21 protein-coding genes are annotated in these 18264 nt (G+C 30.8%); 8 read left to right on the top strand and 13 right to left on the bottom strand.

Annotation, left to right across the window (positions count from 1 at the left end; all coding sequences use genetic code 11):
• Position 1 precedes the first annotated feature (1 nt).
• From ACW9UN_RS01330 to ACW9UN_RS01315, 4 genes are all read right to left on the bottom strand, one after another.
• Positions 2-727 (bottom strand): hypothetical protein, encoded by a 726-nt coding sequence (locus ACW9UN_RS01330; RefSeq protein ID WP_459483195.1) that lies wholly within the window; start codon positions 725-727, stop codon positions 2-4.
• 150 nt (positions 728-877) lie between these two features.
• Entirely contained in the window at positions 878-2110 is a 1233-nt protein-coding gene (locus ACW9UN_RS01325; protein WP_459483193.1) for a beta-ketoacyl synthase N-terminal-like domain-containing protein, read from the bottom strand.
• Between the two features lie 183 nt (positions 2111-2293).
• The gene (bioA, locus tag ACW9UN_RS01320; protein WP_459483190.1) at positions 2294-3607 is read right to left on the bottom strand and encodes an adenosylmethionine--8-amino-7-oxononanoate transaminase; all 1314 of its coding nucleotides are present in this window, start codon (positions 3605-3607) and stop codon (positions 2294-2296) included.
• 53 nt (positions 3608-3660) lie between these two features.
• Positions 3661-4920 carry a Y-family DNA polymerase gene (locus ACW9UN_RS01315; RefSeq protein ID WP_459483188.1) on the bottom strand — a complete coding sequence of 420 codons (1260 nt, stop codon included), beginning with the start codon at positions 4918-4920 and terminating at the stop codon, positions 3661-3663.
• Between the two features lie 37 nt (positions 4921-4957).
• Here ACW9UN_RS01315 and ACW9UN_RS01310 point away from each other — a divergent pair, with 37 nt between their 5' ends.
• The 7 genes from ACW9UN_RS01310 (at position 4958) to ACW9UN_RS01280 (ending at position 9605) form a co-directional block, all read left to right on the top strand.
• Positions 4958-6196 carry an aminotransferase class I/II-fold pyridoxal phosphate-dependent enzyme gene (locus ACW9UN_RS01310; protein ID WP_459483186.1) on the top strand — a complete coding sequence of 413 codons (1239 nt, stop codon included), beginning with the start codon at positions 4958-4960 and terminating at the stop codon, positions 6194-6196.
• 16 nt (positions 6197-6212) lie between these two features.
• Complete coding sequence (locus tag ACW9UN_RS01305) at positions 6213-6593, top strand: putative signal transducing protein (RefSeq protein WP_459483184.1); 381 nt, start codon at positions 6213-6215, stop codon at positions 6591-6593.
• Positions 6590-7198: a dethiobiotin synthase gene (bioD, locus tag ACW9UN_RS01300; protein ID WP_459483182.1), complete on the top strand. Its 609-nt coding sequence runs from the start codon at positions 6590-6592 to the stop codon at positions 7196-7198. Before ACW9UN_RS01305 ends, bioD begins: the two co-directional genes overlap by 4 nt.
• A gap of 10 nt (positions 7199-7208) precedes the next feature.
• Positions 7209-7643, top strand: a complete 435-nt coding sequence (locus ACW9UN_RS01295) for a LexA family protein (RefSeq protein ID WP_459483180.1) — start codon at positions 7209-7211, stop codon at positions 7641-7643.
• The gene (locus ACW9UN_RS01290; RefSeq protein ID WP_459483178.1) at positions 7640-8800 is read left to right on the top strand and encodes an aspartyl protease family protein; all 1161 of its coding nucleotides are present in this window, start codon (positions 7640-7642) and stop codon (positions 8798-8800) included. Before ACW9UN_RS01295 ends, ACW9UN_RS01290 begins: the two co-directional genes overlap by 4 nt.
• Before the next feature lie 83 nt (positions 8801-8883).
• A complete protein-coding gene (locus tag ACW9UN_RS01285) occupies positions 8884-9387 on the top strand; it encodes a DUF2975 domain-containing protein (protein WP_459483176.1) in 504 nt (167 codons plus the stop codon).
• A gap of 2 nt (positions 9388-9389) precedes the next feature.
• Positions 9390-9605 (top strand): helix-turn-helix domain-containing protein, encoded by a 216-nt coding sequence (locus tag ACW9UN_RS01280; protein WP_459483174.1) that lies wholly within the window; start codon positions 9390-9392, stop codon positions 9603-9605.
• A 25-nt stretch (positions 9606-9630) separates the two neighbouring features.
• On the opposite strand, the gene trpA is transcribed toward ACW9UN_RS01280, so the two are convergent.
• The 9 genes from trpA to ACW9UN_RS01235 all read right to left on the bottom strand — a co-directional run bounded on the left by trpA (position 9631) and on the right by ACW9UN_RS01235 (position 17274).
• Positions 9631-10398, bottom strand: coding sequence for a tryptophan synthase subunit alpha (gene trpA / locus ACW9UN_RS01275; RefSeq protein ID WP_459483172.1), 768 nt, complete (start codon positions 10396-10398; stop codon positions 9631-9633).
• Positions 10399-10490: 92 nt separating this feature from the next.
• Entirely contained in the window at positions 10491-11675 is a 1185-nt protein-coding gene (gene trpB / locus ACW9UN_RS01270) for a tryptophan synthase subunit beta (protein WP_459483170.1), read from the bottom strand.
• Positions 11676-11756: 81 nt separating this feature from the next.
• Positions 11757-12440, bottom strand: coding sequence for a phosphoribosylanthranilate isomerase (locus tag ACW9UN_RS01265; RefSeq protein ID WP_459483169.1), 684 nt, complete (start codon positions 12438-12440; stop codon positions 11757-11759).
• A 165-nt stretch (positions 12441-12605) separates the two neighbouring features.
• A complete protein-coding gene (gene trpC / locus ACW9UN_RS01260; protein ID WP_459483168.1) occupies positions 12606-13394 on the bottom strand; it encodes an indole-3-glycerol phosphate synthase TrpC in 789 nt (262 codons plus the stop codon).
• Positions 13395-13416: 22 nt separating this feature from the next.
• A complete protein-coding gene (locus tag ACW9UN_RS01255) occupies positions 13417-13770 on the bottom strand; it encodes a four helix bundle protein (protein WP_459483167.1) in 354 nt (117 codons plus the stop codon).
• Positions 13771-13796: 26 nt separating this feature from the next.
• Positions 13797-13967: a hypothetical protein gene (locus tag ACW9UN_RS01250; protein WP_459483166.1), complete on the bottom strand. Its 171-nt coding sequence runs from the start codon at positions 13965-13967 to the stop codon at positions 13797-13799.
• 133 nt (positions 13968-14100) lie between these two features.
• On the bottom strand, positions 14101-15093 hold the full coding sequence (trpD, locus tag ACW9UN_RS01245) for an anthranilate phosphoribosyltransferase (protein ID WP_459483165.1): 993 nt from the start codon (positions 15091-15093) through the stop codon (positions 14101-14103).
• Positions 15094-15121: 28 nt separating this feature from the next.
• Complete coding sequence (locus ACW9UN_RS01240) at positions 15122-15727, bottom strand: anthranilate synthase component II (RefSeq protein WP_459483164.1); 606 nt, start codon at positions 15725-15727, stop codon at positions 15122-15124.
• A gap of 155 nt (positions 15728-15882) precedes the next feature.
• Positions 15883-17274 carry an anthranilate synthase component I family protein gene (locus ACW9UN_RS01235; RefSeq protein WP_459483163.1) on the bottom strand — a complete coding sequence of 464 codons (1392 nt, stop codon included), beginning with the start codon at positions 17272-17274 and terminating at the stop codon, positions 15883-15885.
• 719 nt (positions 17275-17993) lie between these two features.
• Between ACW9UN_RS01235 and ACW9UN_RS01230 the strand changes: the two genes are divergently transcribed.
• A complete protein-coding gene (locus tag ACW9UN_RS01230; RefSeq protein WP_459483162.1) occupies positions 17994-18263 on the top strand; it encodes a hypothetical protein in 270 nt (89 codons plus the stop codon).
• Position 18264: the final 1 nt, after the last annotated feature.

Below are 18264 nucleotides of genomic sequence, written 5' to 3'. Positions count from 1 at the left end.
TTTAGTTAGTTTTATATGATTGTACGTAATAATAATTCTTGTTTTTACTTTGTTTTACGATTAAAATTGGCTCTTTATAATCAATTTGTACACCACTCAAAGATTTTACATAAATCGCTAATGGTGTATGATCTACCACTACCTCAGCAGACCCCATTTTATCATCTTTTATTGTTGATAAACAGACTCCTCTTCTACCAATAATTTCAATGGGTAAATCTCCGTCTTTATTTAAATTTTTAAAAAACCCTTTAAAAGGTGTTGTAAAAAGCTTGGTTAACATCAACGCTGGAAAAAGCCCTAACAACATAATGGTATGCCCTAGAGAATTGTTATAGCTATCTGTGATTGTTGTAGTTATTGTTGTAACCATCCACCAAATAAAAATCCAACAAGTAAACGTAAACATAAAAGGTAAGCCAATAAAATTGAAAAAAATTAACAGCTTTTGCCACCATTTTAATGACTTTTTTCTGTTTTTTACTTTTACCTCTTTACTGACTTCTGTACTAGAAAAATCTTGAAAATCAACATTTCCACCATCAATACTAGTATCTACATCAGCATCAATATCGGCGTCAATATCAATATCTACATCCACATCAACGTCCAAATCAAAATCGACTCCAGAAACCATGGTAAGAATCCAATATAGAACTAGAATCAACATTAAAACAGTTAAAGTAATGTTTACAGGAGAGAATAAGATTTCTATTAAGTTGTTCAATTTATAGGTTTTAATGTATTTGTCAATATAAACTATCGTACGATATTACTGACTCGTTAAAAAAAAGGACAACTTGTGTTGATAATTATTTTCATAACAATTCTTTTTTAAGCCAATAAATATAATAAAATTTAGACGTAATAAAAGCACTTATTTCGTCAATAAAATAGAAACTGCATTCCCACCAAAACCAACAGCATTCACTAATATCTTTTTCAATTTTTTGGGTTCAAGTTGTTGGTTAGCAAAAGGAACAGCAATTACTTTTTGATGTTGCAACATGAAGAGTGCTAATTCTAGACTTAACAACCCTGAAGCTCCAAAAGTATGACCGAGTTTCCACTTATTAGTAGTTAGAAAAGGAATTTTGTTACAAAATATTTTAGAAATTGCATTTATTTCAGATTGATCTCCTTTTATAGTACCTGGAGCGTGCATTACAATGGCATCAATTTCATCTGGAGAAGTAGTACCTAAAGCCATTTTCATCGATTTTTGAAAACAATCTGCATTTGCAGAAATAGAAGTGTTGTGTTTTAAAACTTCTGTGGCAAAACCAATACCTGAAATAGTTGCTAAAGCATTTTTTAAGATTCCTTTTTCTAAACAAATGGCTGATGCCCCTTCACCCAAAACCATTGTGTTTTGTTTTTTATTTAGGTCGAAAGATTGGCAGGGATAAGATTCTTCGACACATGAATCAAGTTCAGTACTAGCAAGCTCAGAATGACATTGAGATTTTGAATATACCTTGAGCGCTTGCATTTGTGCAATTGTAAAATCGGTTAAAGGAGCTTCACTTCCACCTACTAAGAATTTATCTGACATTCCTGAATTCATCCAAGCTATACCATTTAACAAAGAATGTAAAGCTGTAGAACAGGTAATAGAATGTGATATTTCTGGACCCGAAGTTTGTAAATCGTGCGCCACCCAAGAAGAAATATTACCTAAAGTTGTGGTTGGCGAACTTAAGGTAGATGATTTTTGCGTTTCTAAAAATTCTTGATGGTATTTTTCAAACAAAGCTGTTGCACCTCTTGAAGATCCAAAATTGACTCCGAAGTTGTCGTTTGAATTCCAATTTGCATTTTTTATAGCTTCTCTAGACACATAAATGGCAAACAAAACAGTATCATCTAACTTTTTATATTTTGAATCTGAGTTTCTCAACTCATATATTTTTTGTTGATTTTCTTGAGATAGCTGACCAACAAAAACAAATTTTTTATTGTGCTTAAGTGTCTCATTTCGACCTTTTGGCGAAATCTCTTTTTCAGTTAAAAAGTGTTTATCTGACAAATAATTTTGCCAAATTTCTTTTGGATTACTTCCTAATGCAGAAATGGAAGCAAAAGCTGTAATGGATATGGGTTGATTCATGTTGAGGCTGTAAAAATAAGTATTCTTTTGAGACCTTTCAGGTTTTTGAAACCTGAAAGGTCTTCTCTAATTTTTTTCGCGTTAAGGATTGAGGCATTGTTGGAGCTCTCCCGATTTTTCATCGGGAAGCGACTGCCGAAAGCCTGCAGTGGTTTGTTGCATATATGCAAACCACTGAACGCCCTAAATAATTGCTAAACTTTCCTCTATAGTTTTATACACTTTTTGCAATTCTTTTTTTGTAATTACATAAGGAACTTGAATATAAATGGTATTGCCTAAAGGACGTAAAAAAACACCTCGCTGCATAAAAAATTGTAATAATTTATCTCGTAAACTTCCATAGCGTTGCATTTTAGTATCTAAATCTAAAGCAAAAATAACCCCTTGAAAACGTGCCCTTTTTACTTTTGGATGTTTGCAAATGTATTCTTGAAAAGCTTTATGTGAGGCTGAAATCGTTTTAATGTTTTGTTGAATTTCATCGGTTTGTAACAACTCAATTGCAGCATTTGCAGCTGCGCAGGCTATTGGATTTGCACTGTAGGTATGACAATGAAAAAAACCTTTTGCCATTTCGTTACTTAAAAAAGCCGTGTAAATTTTTTCTGTACAACTGGTAATTGCTAGCGGAACTAAACCGCCAGTAAGTGCTTTACTTAGACAAATAATATCTGGTTTTGTTTCGATAAAATCGGATGCAAAATTACGCCCTGTTTTGCCAAAACCGGTCATTACTTCATCTGCAATCGTTAAAATATCATTGGTTTTAAAAAAGTTTAAAATTGCATTTAAACCATTTGCATCGTGAATTTTCATACCTGCTGCACCTTGAATAATCGGCTCGTAAATAAATCCTGCTACTTTATTTTGGACTGTAATTTGTTGAATTTGATTTAGAATTTCTTGATGATTTTTTCCATCAGGAACAGGAATTCGTTGTACATCCATCAAAAAATCTTCAAAAGGCCCATTGTAAACTGATAAACCAGAAACTGACATTGCCCCAAAAGTATCTCCATGAAAACCGTTTTCGAAAGCGATGAATGTGTTTCGTTTTTCACCTAAATTAAAATAGTATTGCAATGCCATTTTAATACCAGCTTCTACCGCTGTTGAACCATTATCATTAAAAAAAATACGATTCTGATTTTTTGGTAAAATTTTAATTAAATTTTCTGATAATTGTATGGCAGGTTCGTGCGTAAAATCGCTAAACATTACTTGATCTAAAACTTGCATTTGTTGATGAACACGACTTGTAATATACTCATTACAATGCCCAAACATACAGGTGTACCAAGAAGAAATGGCATCTATATATTCGTTACCATTTTCATCGGTTAAGATGCATCCTTTTGCTTTTACAATGGCCAAACTTTCTGGATGTGTTTGATGCTGTTTTAGTGGATGCCAAAGGTGTTTTTTGTCTCTTTTTTGTAGAGCGCCTTTTTCTTGCATTTTTTTAGTTTGGTATGTATTTGCTACTTTTTGCATTCTTTTTAAACTTTTTTAACTCTGAACTTATTTCAGGTGCTCACTACATCTATTTATCTTACCACCAAAACTTCATTAATATTTGTGGTGTATTTAGGCGATAATCGTTCTTGACGCATTTTCCAGGTGCGTTTTAAATCTTGATTTGCCAATTTAATTTTATCTGATTTGTATTTTTTATTCAAACTATCAATAGCAGACATTAAGGGTTTGTGTTTCGGGTTTTCGTGTGCAAACAGGTTAAGTTGAAAATTATCATTAGGCACTAAACCAGAAATAATAACTCCTGCTTTTTTATACTTTACCCCTTTTTTAAAAATAGTTTCTACAGCAGCTACAGCAGCTTTAGCAATAGTTAATGTACTGTCTGTTGGATAAGACAGCATAACAGTTCTGTTTTCTTTTTGATATTGCTGACTTTTATCAAACCGATTGCTTCTTAAAAAAACATAAATTACATGACAATTTGATTTCTGCTCACGTAATTTTTTGGCACAACTTGCTGCAAAGGTAGAAATGCGTTCTTTAATATTATCGATATCTGAATAGGTGTTTTCAAAACTACGTGTTGTAGCAATCATTTTTTTAGAAGTAACTGCTTCTTCTAGAGGAATTTTAGATATACCTTGTAAATCTTTTTGCAAGCGCCAACCTACAATAGATAATTCTTTGAGCACCCAATCACTTGAAATTTGCGTAAAATCAAAAGCGGTTACACAACCTTTGGCTTCTAACCTTTTTTGCAAACCTTTACCTATGCCCCACACTTTACTAATGGGCATCCACTTTAAGGCTTTAATTCTTTTTTCTTCAGAATCAATAATACAAATACCTTTAGATTGCTTTAAATTAGAACGTGCAATTTTATTGGCAACTTTACTCAATGCTTTTGTAGGTGCAACACCTACGCAAGTAGGTATTCCTGTCCATTTTAAAATTCGGCTTCGCATTTTTACAGCATATTCTGCAAAATCGTAATGCTCAAAACCTTTAAATTCTAAGAAAGATTCATCAATAGAATAGACTTCGATATCTGGAGAAAAATCAGCAAGAATATTCATTACTCTTGCACTCATATCTCCATACAAAGGATAGTTAGAAGATAGTACAGTAATATTTTTCTCTCTACAAAACTGTTCCCATTTAAAAATTGGAGCGCCAAAAGGCAGGCCAATTTTCTTAGCTTCATCACTCATAGAAATCACACAACCATCGTTATTACTTAAAATAGCAACCGGTTTGTTTTGTAAATTCGGATTAAAAACCCGTTCACAAGACGCATAAAAATTATTACAATCTACCAATGCAAACATAAAAGTAAAGGTATATAATTTTGTTATTTTTGTAGTGATGAATGCTCCAAAGAAATTAACAAATCGATTACAATCTCGTAAAGAGAATAATGCGTTACGTAACTTAACGTTACCCACTACATTAGTCGATTTTTCTTCAAATGACTATTTAGGTTTTGCACAATCTGAAACTATTTTCAAGGAAACTCATCAATACTTAATTAATCATAACTTCAATCAAAATGGAGCAACAGGCAGTAGATTATTGTCTGGAAATCATTGTTTATATAATGACCTTGAAAAATTTTTAAGTGAATTTCATCAAACTGCATCTGCCACAATTTTTAATTCTGGTTATGATGCTAATATTGGTTTTTTTTCATCAGTTCCACAACGTGGAGATATTATTTTGTATGATGAATTGAGTCACGCTTCCATACGCGATGGAATTAAATTAAGTAATGCAAAAGCTTTTAAGTTTTTGCATAATGATTTGGAGGATTTGGAGAAGATGTTAAAACGACTAAGACCTTTAGACTGCGCTCAAGGAGACAAAGAGATACTGAATCAAATTCAGCAGGAGGTCTATGTAGTTACAGAATCTGTTTTTTCTATGGATGGAGATTCACCAGATTTGGTTGCCATTTCTAAAATCTGCAAAAAATACAATGCCTTTTTAATTGTTGATGAAGCCCATGCCATTGGCGTTTTTGGTGCTGGTTTGGTTCAAAAACTAAATTTACAAAACGATGTATTTGCCAGAATTATTACATTCGGAAAAGCGATGGGTTGCCATGGAGCAGCAATTTTAGGAAGCAAAAGTTTACAGAACTATTTGGTAAATTTTGCACGTAGTTTTATTTATACAACTGGTTTGCCTCCTCATTCTTTGGCAACTATAAAAATGGCTTATCAGCAACTTCGTGTCAGTTCGAGTGAATTTGAGAAGAATGAACAAATTTGTATCGAGAACCCACAGGATCAATTGCAGAAAAATATTCATCACTTTATAAAAGAAGTAAAAAGATTCGAGTTTCCAATGTTTCCCTTTGGGGAAATGTCTGAAAGACAATGGGGATTTATACCCAGTTGCTCAGCCATACAGTGTTGTATAATTCCAGAAAATTCAACTGTAAAATTAATTTCAGAAAAGCTGCATCAAAAAGGTTTTGATGTTAAAGCTATTTTATCGCCAACAGTACCAAAAGGTAAAGAACGTTTACGTTTTTGTTTACACAGTTATAATTCTACAGAAGAAATTAGTAAAGTCTTAGAAGTGATGCGTATTTTTGTTTAATAATGTTTTATCTTTTATGAATGATAATTACAAAATACTAGCTCTTTTTGAGTATTCTTCTGAGGCTTATGTTACAAAATCTAAGTTAGATTCTGAACAATTAAAAACAATGCTAATGGATGAAGCTACTATAGATTCTGACCCCTTAATTAGTGGAGCAATTGGAGGTGTAAAATTATTAGTACATAAAGATGACTTTGATAAAGCTGTAGAAATATACACTGAAATTAGAACATACCAAAAAGATGCCGATGGAAAGGATATTTGCTGCCCAAAATGCAAATCAAACAAAATTTTAGTTGCTCCATTACACCGAAAAAATATTTTTTATATGCTATTTCCTTTTTTTGAAGGAAGAAAATTAATTTGCAACAACTGTAAGACACTTTTTAAATGAAAACATATTTTATCACAGGAATATCAACAGAAGTAGGCAAAACAGTTGCTGCTGCGATTGTAACAGAAGCTTTACAAGCAGATTATTGGAAACCTGTTCAAGCTGGAGATTTAGACAATTCTGACACACACAAAGTACAGCAATTTATATCGAATTCTAGATCTGTTTTTCATCAAAATGCATATGCGTTACATACGCCTATGAGTCCACATGCTGCTGCTGAAATTGACGGAATTCACATCAACTTAAAAGATATTGTAAAACCAAAAACAGAGAATCATTTGGTTATTGAAGGCGCAGGTGGTTTGTTGGTTCCTTTAAATGATTGCGATACTATTTTAGACATCATTGAACCTGATTATAAAGTAATTGTGGTTTCTCGTCATTATTTGGGGAGTATTAATCATACCTTATTAACCATCAATTTATTACAAGAAAAAGGATTTGATGTATCTCTTATTTTTTCTGGTGATGAGCACCCCACTACAGAAAGTATCATCAAAAAAATGACGAATGTAAATGTAATTGGGCGTATTGAAGAAGAACCTTATTTTGATCAAAATATCATTAAAGAATATGCGCAGAAATTTGTAGAAAAATTGTAATTTGCACAGTATGAGAAGCTCAAATACACTTACTTTTTTTACACCAAAAACTTCATTAGGAACTGGAGCTGTTTTAATAGATACCGGAATTTCTGCTGGATTTCCATCACCTGCTGATGATTTTAGAGAAACTCGAATTTCTTTAGATGATGAGTTAATACAGAATAAAGATGCCACATTTTTTGCCAAAGTAAAAGGGCAATCTATGATTAATGCTGGTTTAGATGATAATGATTTATTGGTAATTGATAGAAGCCTAGAACCTGCAAATAACAAAATAGCCGTTTGTTTCTTAGATGGCGAATTTACGGTAAAACGTTTACGAGTTGAAAAAAATGAAGTTTGGCTGCAACCAGAAAATCCTAATTACCCAATTATTAAAATTACAGAAGATAATGATTTTGTGATTTGGGGCATTGTAACGAATGTGATTAAAAAAGTTTGAATCTAGCGCTTAACTATTACTTAGAATTTTTAAGAAAGCAACTATTATTTTTACTTTTAATTGCTTTACTACCATCAAGTTTTGCTCAAAACCATGCAGCATTTCAAGATACTATTCCGTTTAGAACTGATTTAGGCTTAATAATTATTCCGATAACTTTTAATGGCATTAAAAAGCAATTTGCTTTTGATACTGGCGCTACCAATTCTGTTTCGTATGATTGGGCAAAAAACGAGCTAAAACCAACAAGAAAAACAATAAATATTACTTCCTCTAGTGGTTTAAAAAGTAAAATGCGCTTTTATAAAAGTGGATTAATAGAACTAGGAAGCAGAAAAATTAGAAAACACAGCATATTAAATACTGCTAAAAATGATGTGTTTTCTTGCTATAATATCGACGGAATTCTGGGTGTAGATATTATAAAAGAGCTGAATTGGACTATTGATTTTGAGCGAAAAATTTTAGTGATGTATCCATCAAATTATTTTCCAGACAAGCTAAAAACGATGCATCGTTTAAACTTTAATTATCAAGATAAAAGACCTTATGTTTTTCTAAAACGAAAAAATAAAGAAATTCGCTTTCTTTTAGATACTGGTGCTGGAGGTTTTTCTAATATTTCTAAACGCGAATACAAATTTTCTACAATTGATCATTATCCAAATTTGTCAACGCAAAGTGCTAGTATGGATGTAAATGGTCTTCTTACCTCATCATCGGCTAAAATTGTAAAGTATGCAGAAGGCATTTCTCATGACGTTAGTATCTCACCAATTGTAGTGTATAACAACCAAAAATCTTCTAAAATAGGAAATCGATTATGGCAAAATAATCAACTTTTTTTGTCTTTAAAAAAAGATGTGTTGTATAGTTCTAAAGCCAATATCAACAATACATTTAAAGGATATCCATGTTCTGTTTTATTTTATAAAAACAAAATGCGAATTATTAAAGTAGCAGAAGAAAGCGTTTTATGGCAAAATGGTGTAAGACAAGGAGATGAAGTGTTATCTGTAAATGGAAAACAGTTTGACAATTTTTGCGATTTAGACAACTATTTTAGAAAAACAGTTCGTCTTTCAAAACCTTTTACAATAACTTTAGCTGATGGTAAACAATTTACTATAACCAAGAATTCTATACTACAAGATTAAAATTACTCTTTTTTAATATTTTATTATTGTTTTTCAATAATTTTTATATATTTGCATTGTCAAATAATAAAAACTATTCTCTTATGAAAACAATTGCTACACTCAATAAATTAATTCATATTTACTATTATCTACTTCTTATAATCTTTGTAATTACGGTTGCAGTACTTCCAATTTTATTTGGTTTAGGGAAAATTAAATCTTTAGATCTTAACGGAGAATATGATGTTGCTAACTTAAGTTTACCCCAATTTGCAATGATTATTTTCTTTAATGCTACAATATTTATTCTTTTTTTAAAAGCCATATTTCTATTAAAAAACACACTTACAGACTTAACTAATGGCAATTTTTTCACCGAATTGGTTATTCAAAATTTTAAAAAAATTGGAAAACTAATTCTTATTACAGGCATAAGCTATTCTGTATTGAATTTCATTCTTAGAATAATTATTCTTAATGATATAAAACTAGGTATTAATAATTCTCTTATCGTTTCTATTCTGATAGGATTATTTTTTATGTTTTTAAGTGAAGTGTTTGCTAAAGCCAGAAAAACAAAACAAGAAAACGATTTAACAATATAAATATGGCAATCATTGTAAACTTAGATGTAATGCTTGCCAAACGTAAAATGCGGAGTAAAGAATTAGCTGAGATTATTGGTATTACCACTGCCAACTTATCGATCTTAAAATCGGGTAAGGCAAAAGCGGTTCGTTTTTCTACATTAGAAGCTATTTGCAAGGCTTTAGACTGCCAACCTGCAGATATTTTAGAGTATAAAAAAGAGTCTTCTATCTAAGATAAGTAGTTTATATATCCGTTTTCTAGCTAATGATCGGTTTTATAAAATCATCAATAGATGCAACTCCGTTTTTTCCTAAATTTTTAATAAAAGCAGACCCAATTATGGCTCCATTTGCATAATTACAAGCTGTATTAAAAGTCTGTTTATCAGAAATACCAAAACCAACAATTAATTTACTTTTTAAATTCATTGCTTTAATTCTCTCAAAATAAGCCAATTGATGGTTAGAAATTTCTCCTTTAGCACCAGTGATTGATGCAGAAGCCACAACATAAATAAATGCTTTTGTATAAGAATCAATTTTTTGAATTCTTTCTTCGGATGTGTGAGGTGTGATTAAAAACACATTGGTAAGTCCGTATTTATCAAATAATTCTTGATAATGATTTTCGAATTCAACCATTGGTAAATCTGGAAGAATTAAAGTATCAATTCCACATTCTACAACTTTTTGACAGAATTTATCTTCGCCATATTTTAACATCTGATTTAGATATCCCATTAAAACCAAAGGAGTTTTATTAGATGCTTTAATGCTCATTAACTGCTCAAAAACCAAGTCTAAGTTAATTCCGTTTTGTAAAGCTTTTTGGCTACTATCTTGTATGGTTGGGCCATCTGCTAAAGGATCTGAATAAGGCAAACCAACCTCAATAAAATCTACACCACTTTTTTCTAAAGATGAAATTACTGTGGTGGTATCATTTAAATTTGGATAACCACAAGTAAAATATATAGATAATAAATTTTTATCTTTTTCTTGAAATAATTTTTCGATTGAATTCATAATTTTTTCTATTTCGATATTGCGAATAAAGTGAAGCAATCTTAAATTAAAAGATTACTTCGTCATTCTTCCTCATAATGACAATAGTTAATCTATTCTTCTAAATGTTTGATATAGGTTTCTAAATCTTTATCTCCTCTACCAGATAAATTTACAACCACAACTTGGTCTTTTTTAAACTCAATTTTAGGTAAAACCGCTAATGCATGTGCTGTTTCTAAAGCAGGAATAATTCCTTCTACCTTAGTTAATTCATAAGCAGCAGCTAATGCTTCTTTATCAGTTGCATTCATAAATTTAGCTCTTTTACTTTCGTATAAATAAGCGTGTAAAGGGCCAACTCCAGGATAATCTAATCCTGCAGAAATAGAATACGGTTCAACAATTTGCCCATATTCATCTTGCATTAAAATGGTTTTAGATCCGTGAATAATTCCAACTTCACCTAATTGAGAAGTAGCTGCACTTTCACCAGAATTTACACCCAAACCTGCAGCTTCTACTGCAATTAATTCTACATTTTCATCATCCATATAATGATAAAAAGCACCAGCAGCATTAGAGCCACCACCAACACAAGCAATAATCGTATCAGGATTTTCTTTACCCGTTTTTTCTTTTAATTGCCATTTTATTTCTTCAGAAATCACTGCTTGTAAACGAGCCACCATATCTGGATGTGGATGAGGACCAACTACAGAACCAATTAAATAAAACGTTTCTGGATTCTGAATCCAATAACGAATGGCTTCGTTTGTAGCATCTTTTAACGTTTTAGATCCAGAAGTTGCTGGTACAACTTTAGCACCTAACATTTTCATTCTAGCAACATTTGGTGCTTGACGAACAATATCTTTTTCGCCCATAAAAACAGTACAATCTAAACCCATTAAAGCACAAACTGTAGCTGTTGCCACTCCATGTTGGCCTGCTCCTGTTTCTGCTATAATTTTAGTTTTTCCTAATTTTTTAGCTATTAAAACCTGGCCTATGGTATTGTTTACTTTATGTGCACCTGTATGACATAAATCTTCGCGTTTTAAATAGATATACGCTCCATTTTGTTCTGATAAACGCTTGGCATAATACAAAGGTGTTGGACGCCCAACATAATCTTTTAATAAAGATTTGTATTCTTTTTGGAATTCTTCAGATTCGATAATTTGTATGTAATTATCTTCTAATTCTTTTACATTTGGATACAATAATTCAGGAATAAAAGCTCCTCCAAATTGTCCAAAATATCCATTTTCATCTGGCTGAAATTGTGATTTCATAATTTATATAATTCGTTTGATTGTCATTTCCACTTTATGGAGAAATCTCAAAATATTTTAACTTTAGATTTCTCAACTTCATTACATTTCGTTCGAAATGACAGTTGCTTTAAATTTTTCTAATTCCTTAATTTTTTTTAATCCTGGCTCAATTTCAAATTTACTATTTACATCTAACGCATAAATGGGTAAATTTGTTTTTCTTACTATTTGGATTTGTTCTATATCTTCTGGACCAATTCCACCACTCAAAAAGAAAGGCTTATCATAAGGATATTTTTCTAAAACAGACCAATCAAATTTTGTTCCATTTCCTCCTCTTTCTTTTCCTTTTGTATCGAATAAAAAATAATCGACAACTTCTAAATAAGGCTGTAAAACATCAAAATTAAATTCATCTTTAATTCCGAAAACTTTAATGATTTCAATTTCATTTTTAGAGATATAATGTTGATTTTTCTTCTTTTTAATTTGCTTATTTTCTTCGATAAACAAAGCTCTGTTTTCTGCTAATTGTTTCTTTAATTCGATAATATATTCTACAGATTCATCACCATGTAATTGAATAGCATCTAATCTATATTCTTCTACCAAAGAAATAACAATCTCTCTATATTCATTAACAAAAACACCTGTTTTTTTTATTGAATTTGAAAATTCTGGAATAATACCTTCAAAATTTCTTTTGGATTTTTCATAGAAAATAAACCCTAAATAATCAGGATTTAATTCAGCAACTTGCTGAATATTTTCTATGTATTTCATTCCGCAAACCTTTAATTTCAGAGCCCCTGTTTCCCCAAAGGGGAACACGTGTGAATTACTTTGCGGTTTATTCTGATTCATATTTTCAAATCTCTTAATTATATTATTTTCTTTTTCTCAACAGTGAGAGTTCCTTCCCTTTGGGAAGGTTAGGATGGGCTTTTTCTACCTAATTTGACTGATGAATTCTTGACAAGCTTCTCCAGGATTTTCTGCAGCCATAAAACTCTCGCCAATTAAAAACCCTTGAAAACCAAATTCTTTTAACCCAGTTATAATTTTTGGATCAGAAATTCCGCTTTCTGAAACCTTAATACAAGTATCAGGAATTTGATTTGCTAATTTTATAGAGTGCTCTAAATCAACCTCAAACGTTTTTAAATTTCTGTTATTGATTCCGATAATTTTGTTATCTAAATCATTAATTTTATCTAAATCTTCTTGCGTATGCACTTCATATAAAACACTTAAACCCAAATCTGTAGCAAGATTTCCATAGTTTTTTAACTCTGCTGATGTTAAACAAGATGCAATTAATAAAATTACATCTGCACCAATGGCTTTAGCTTCTACAATTTGAAAACCATCCACTACAAAGTCTTTTCTTAAAATTGGTTTTTGTTGATTAATTGTTCTAGCTTCCATTAAATCTGCCATAGTTCCTCCAAAAAAAGAAGTATCTGTTAAAATGGATTGAGCAGCAACATTTGCATCTAAATAACCATTGGTTACTTCTGTGATTGTTGCTTTATCATTAATAGTTCCTTTGGATGGAGATTGGCGTTTAAACTCGGCAATAATACCTGTTGAACCCACTTCTAACAAAGCTTTTTTTAATGAAAAAGGTGTTCTATCAAAACTAGGACTTTCTACTAATTTTTTAACAGGAACTTCTGCTTTTATTTTAGCAATTTCTTTCTTTTTAAATGCGATTATTTTATCTAAAATTGTCATTTTAATAATTACAAATTTTTAATTATGAATTACGAATTGTCTTTTGAATACTTCCGATAATTTTTAAAATTTCTTCAATATCTGTCAATAATGATGCTGATTCTTTTTCAGACAAGAAGTCAGTATCTTTTAATAAACGAATCCAATAATGAGATTCACGTGCTTCTTTATATGCTATTGTTAATTTAGCAAAAAAGTCTTTTCTACTTTGCCCTCCAATAGCTTCTTCTACATTAGCTCCTATTGAAGTGCCTGAACGTAATAATTGTTTACTTAATACAAACTCTTTCTTTTCTTGTGATAAATGTTTATACAACTTAACAACTCTAACAGCGAAATCATAGCTTTTTATCTGTATAATGTTGTGTTTTTTCATCACTCGTAATTAAGAATTCGTAATTATTAGCTATTCAATTTCTTATTTCTATTCCTTAAAAAAAAGTAAACAATTACACCTACTATTAAACCAATACTCATTTGTTTAAAAAGATCTTTGGTTTGTATTCCTATCGCTGTTCCTATCAACAAAAATGCAGGAATAATTAGAATAATATTGTTTTTCTTTTTTGTCATTATTACTTTTTATTAAAACAGCTCGATACTAATTTGTTCATTCTTCTCAAATTAACTCAATACGACAGTACGTATGTCAGTTCGAGTGATTTTCGATTTTTTTTGAGAAAATTGTATCGAGAACTTTTTCATTTTATAAACTTACTAATTTTTCTAATGTCTGTCTGGCTTTTAAGCCAAATAGCGAATCTTTAGCTTCTGTAAATGCAGTTTCAAAAGACTTGTTTTCATCAACAATTGTTAATGCAAACGCTGCATTTGTTAAAACAACATTATTTTGAGCATCAGTTCCATTTCCGTCTAAAATAGACTTAAAAATCTTTGCTGCATCATCCACAGAATTTCCACCAAATATTTCTGATTGTTGTATTCTTTTCTGACCTAAATCTTCAGGATTTATCAATTGCTCTCCGTTTTTAGTAAACAATTTAAATCCGCTAGTCAACGAAATTTCATCATAACCATCTAAGGCGTGAATAATTCCGTAATTGATAGTTGAATCTTCTTGCAAAATGTAATTATACAAACGTGCAACCTCTAAATTAAAAGTACCCAACATATGGTTTTTTGGCGAACTCGGATTTACCAAAGGCCCTAACATATTAAAGAATGTTTTTAATTTTAATGCCTTTCTAGTTGGCCCAACCGCTTTCATTGCTGGATGAAATTTTGGCGCATGTAAAAAACAAATATTCGCTTTTTCTAAATGCGTTTTTAAAATGTTTTCATCATTGGTAAAATTGTAACCAAAACTCTCTAACATATCTGAAGATCCAGATTGTGAAGACACAGAATAATTACCGTGTTTTGCTACTTTTTGTCCTGTACCTGCAACAATAAAAGAGGTTAAAGTTGATATATTAAAGGTGTCTTTTCCATCTCCACCTGTACCAACAATATCAATGGTATTGTAATCAGAAAAATCGACTTTTATAGCCAATTCTTTTAAGGCGTTTCTAAATCCAGAAAGTTCATCAACTGTAATTGGGCGCATCATAAAAACCGTCATAAATGAAGCCAAATGCGCATCATTATATTTCTCTGCTGCAATATCTGTTAAGATTTGTTTTGCTTCAGCTTTGGATAATCTTTCGTGATTGTATAATTTGTTTAAAATTGATTTCATTTTATGCTGAATTTATTTCAGTATCTTTTTATTTAGATGCTGAATCAAGTTCAGCATTCAACTCTACAGAGTTGATAAAATTAGTAACCAACTGCTCACCAACATCAGTTAAAATAGATTCTGGATGAAATTGAACCGCTGAAATTGGAAAAATTTTATGCTCAATTGCTTGTATTAATCCATCTTCATCTATAGCAGTTACTTTTAATTCTTCTGGAAAACCTTCATCTGTTGCTGCCCAAGAATGATAACGTGCTGCTAAAAATGTTTCTGAAACATCTTTAAAAATAGTCGCATTTTTATCTGTTACTTTCATTTCAGTGGCAACTCCGTGAAAAACATCATCTAAATTGATAATTGTACCTCCAAAAACTTCAGTGATTGCTTGCAAGCCCAAACAAACTCCGAAAATTGGCTTTATTCCTGCATAGGTTTTAATTACTTCTTTTAAGATTCCTGCTTCATCTGGAATTCCTGGTCCTGGAGATAACATTATGATATCGTAGTTGCCTACATCTGCAATACTGATTTCGTCGTTTCTAAAAACTGCAGGGAAATTTCCTGTAATTTTTTCTACCATGTGTACCAAATTATAGGTAAACGAATCGTAATTATCTAAAATTAATATTTTCATATTCTTTTGTTGTCTAATCGTTTAATTGTGGATTTGTTTAATTGTTTACAAATCTTTATTAAAATGCTCAATCTGCGTTAGGGATTGAATGGTCTGTTTGAGCTCTTTTTTGTTTTTCTCAAAAAAAGCGAGTAATGAAAGCCCGTTAAAACGCCCTAAATATTTTCTGCTAAAATCAACGCTTTTTTTAACGCTGCTAACTTATTATTTACTTCTTGCAATTCCTTTTCTTCATCCGAATGAATTACAATTCCTGCTCCTGCTTGGTAATATAAAGTCTTGTTTTTACTTACAAAACTACGAATTGCAATGGCTAAATTTACAGAACCATCTAAACCAATAATACCAACTGCACCTCCATAAAATCCACGAGATTGATTTTCATATGTATCAATCAATTCCATAGCTTTGTATTTTGGTGCACCACTTAAAGTACCTGCAGGAAAAGTATCGCCCACAATTTCTATAGGATTTCCTTTTAATTGACCAGAAACCGTAGAAACTAAATGAATTACGTGACTAAAATATTGAACTTCTTTAAACACCTCAACCTCTACATTATCTGCATGTTTACTTAAATCGTTTCGTGCTAAATCTACCAACATAACGTGTTCTGCAGTTTCTTTTTTATCTGCAGATAATTTTTTACCCAACTGAATGTCTTTAGCCATATCTCCTGTTCTTCTGAAGGTTCCTGCAATTGGGTTGATGGTTGCTTTACCAGCAGAAATTTTAATTTGTGCTTCTGGAGATGATCCCATCAATTTAAAAGAACCATAATCGAAATAAAATAAATATGGTGATGGATTTATAGAACGTAATGCTCTGTATACATTAAATTCATCACCTTTAAATTTTTGTTGAAATTGGCGAGATAAAACCAACTGAAAAACGTCTCCTCTTTTACAATGTGATTTTGCTTTTTTAACATACTCAATAAACTCTTCTCCTTTTACATTTGATGTTTCATCACCAACAATATCAAATTTTTGAGTGTTAAAAGTTTGTGCATCTATAATTGTCTGAATTTCTTTAATGCGAGATTCAGTACCTTCTTCTATATTTTCTATCAAAGTCATTTCATCATTAAAATGATTGATAGCAATAATAAACCTGTAAAAACTATATTGTAATAAAGGAATTGCAGAAGGAGCATCAGCAACAGATAATTCTATATTTTCGAAATACTGAACAGAATCGTAAGCTGTATAACCATACAAACCATTAAATGATTTTAATGCTGCTGGGCAATCTAAAGCTATTGATTTACTATAGTTTTCGAAAATAGTATTAAAGTTTCTACCAATTTCTTGATTTTCTAATTCAACTCCATTATGCGAAAAACTTAAATGATGATTTTCTGCTTTTATAGAAACCACAGGCTCAATAGCTATAAACGTAAAACTTTCGTCTTTGCTATGATAATCTGAACTTTCTAGCAAAAGCGTATTTGCATATTTATCTCTAAAGCGCAAATACAACCCAACAGGAGTTATGGTATCTGCAACTTTTGTTTTGTGGATGGTTTTAAATTGTATTTTTTTCATTCTTCAATTATCTTATCTGTCTTTGCTAAGCTAATTTTAATTTGCTTTAGCAACCTGTTTTTATTCATAATAGAGATTACTTTATTGTAAACTCTTGCAACAACGCTTACTAAAAAAGCAAAAAGGCTTATCGTGAGATAAGCCTTTTTTTATATTTTATACATATAGGATTCTTCTCACTTATTAGATAAGAGAGTTCCACCACCAAGTATTGTTTTTACTATTTTTCATTTACCATACAAATGTAGAAAGGGTTTTTTAGTTGAACAAATTTATTGTGAAATTTTTTTTAGCGAATTTATTTCTTTAAACAGATACAGAGTTCAAATCACCAATAAATTACAATTTAAAACCAAATTACCCCAAAAAGCATTAATTATTAACAGATTCAATAGTATTGATTTACATAAACAATTAAATCTTGTTTATTTGTACCTCCAAACAAAGTGTTTGATTTGAATTTACTGAATTAATGTCTGCACCAATGATTTATCTATTAAATTATTGGTGTTTTCGTTTAAAAACTAAATAATTAACGTGGCAGAGAAAACAATTCTGTATATATTTGCCCGCAATTAGTGATAATTATGAATAATAACAACAATAATAATAATTTCAATAATTCTAATTTCTAGGATTAGAAGGTTGTTGTTTAGAAATATATAAATGAAGCCTTCCGAAATCGGAAGGCTTTACTTTTTAATTAAAAGCATATTAAGATGAGTAAAATTATGACAGTAGACATATTGTCTAGCATTAAAGGAGCTCAGCCCTCAGAAGCTGTAAATCAATTATTTGAAGTAATTAAAAATGCCAATGCTACAAATAATAATTCTTTTCAAAATAATCATAATAATGCTGTTTCTCTAGATGATTTAAGAGATGATGTTGTAATAGATAGCCCAAGCGCAGAAAAACAAATCATCTTAGAAAATTTTCCGAAAGAAAAAAACGGCTATTTAGTTGTTTCTAAAGTGATCGAAGAATAAA

It is taken from the genome of Polaribacter litoreus, from assembly GCF_054584775.1.
The sequence above is the reverse complement of the archived record's forward strand: the minus strand, read 5'-3'. Positions and strand labels throughout refer to the sequence as shown.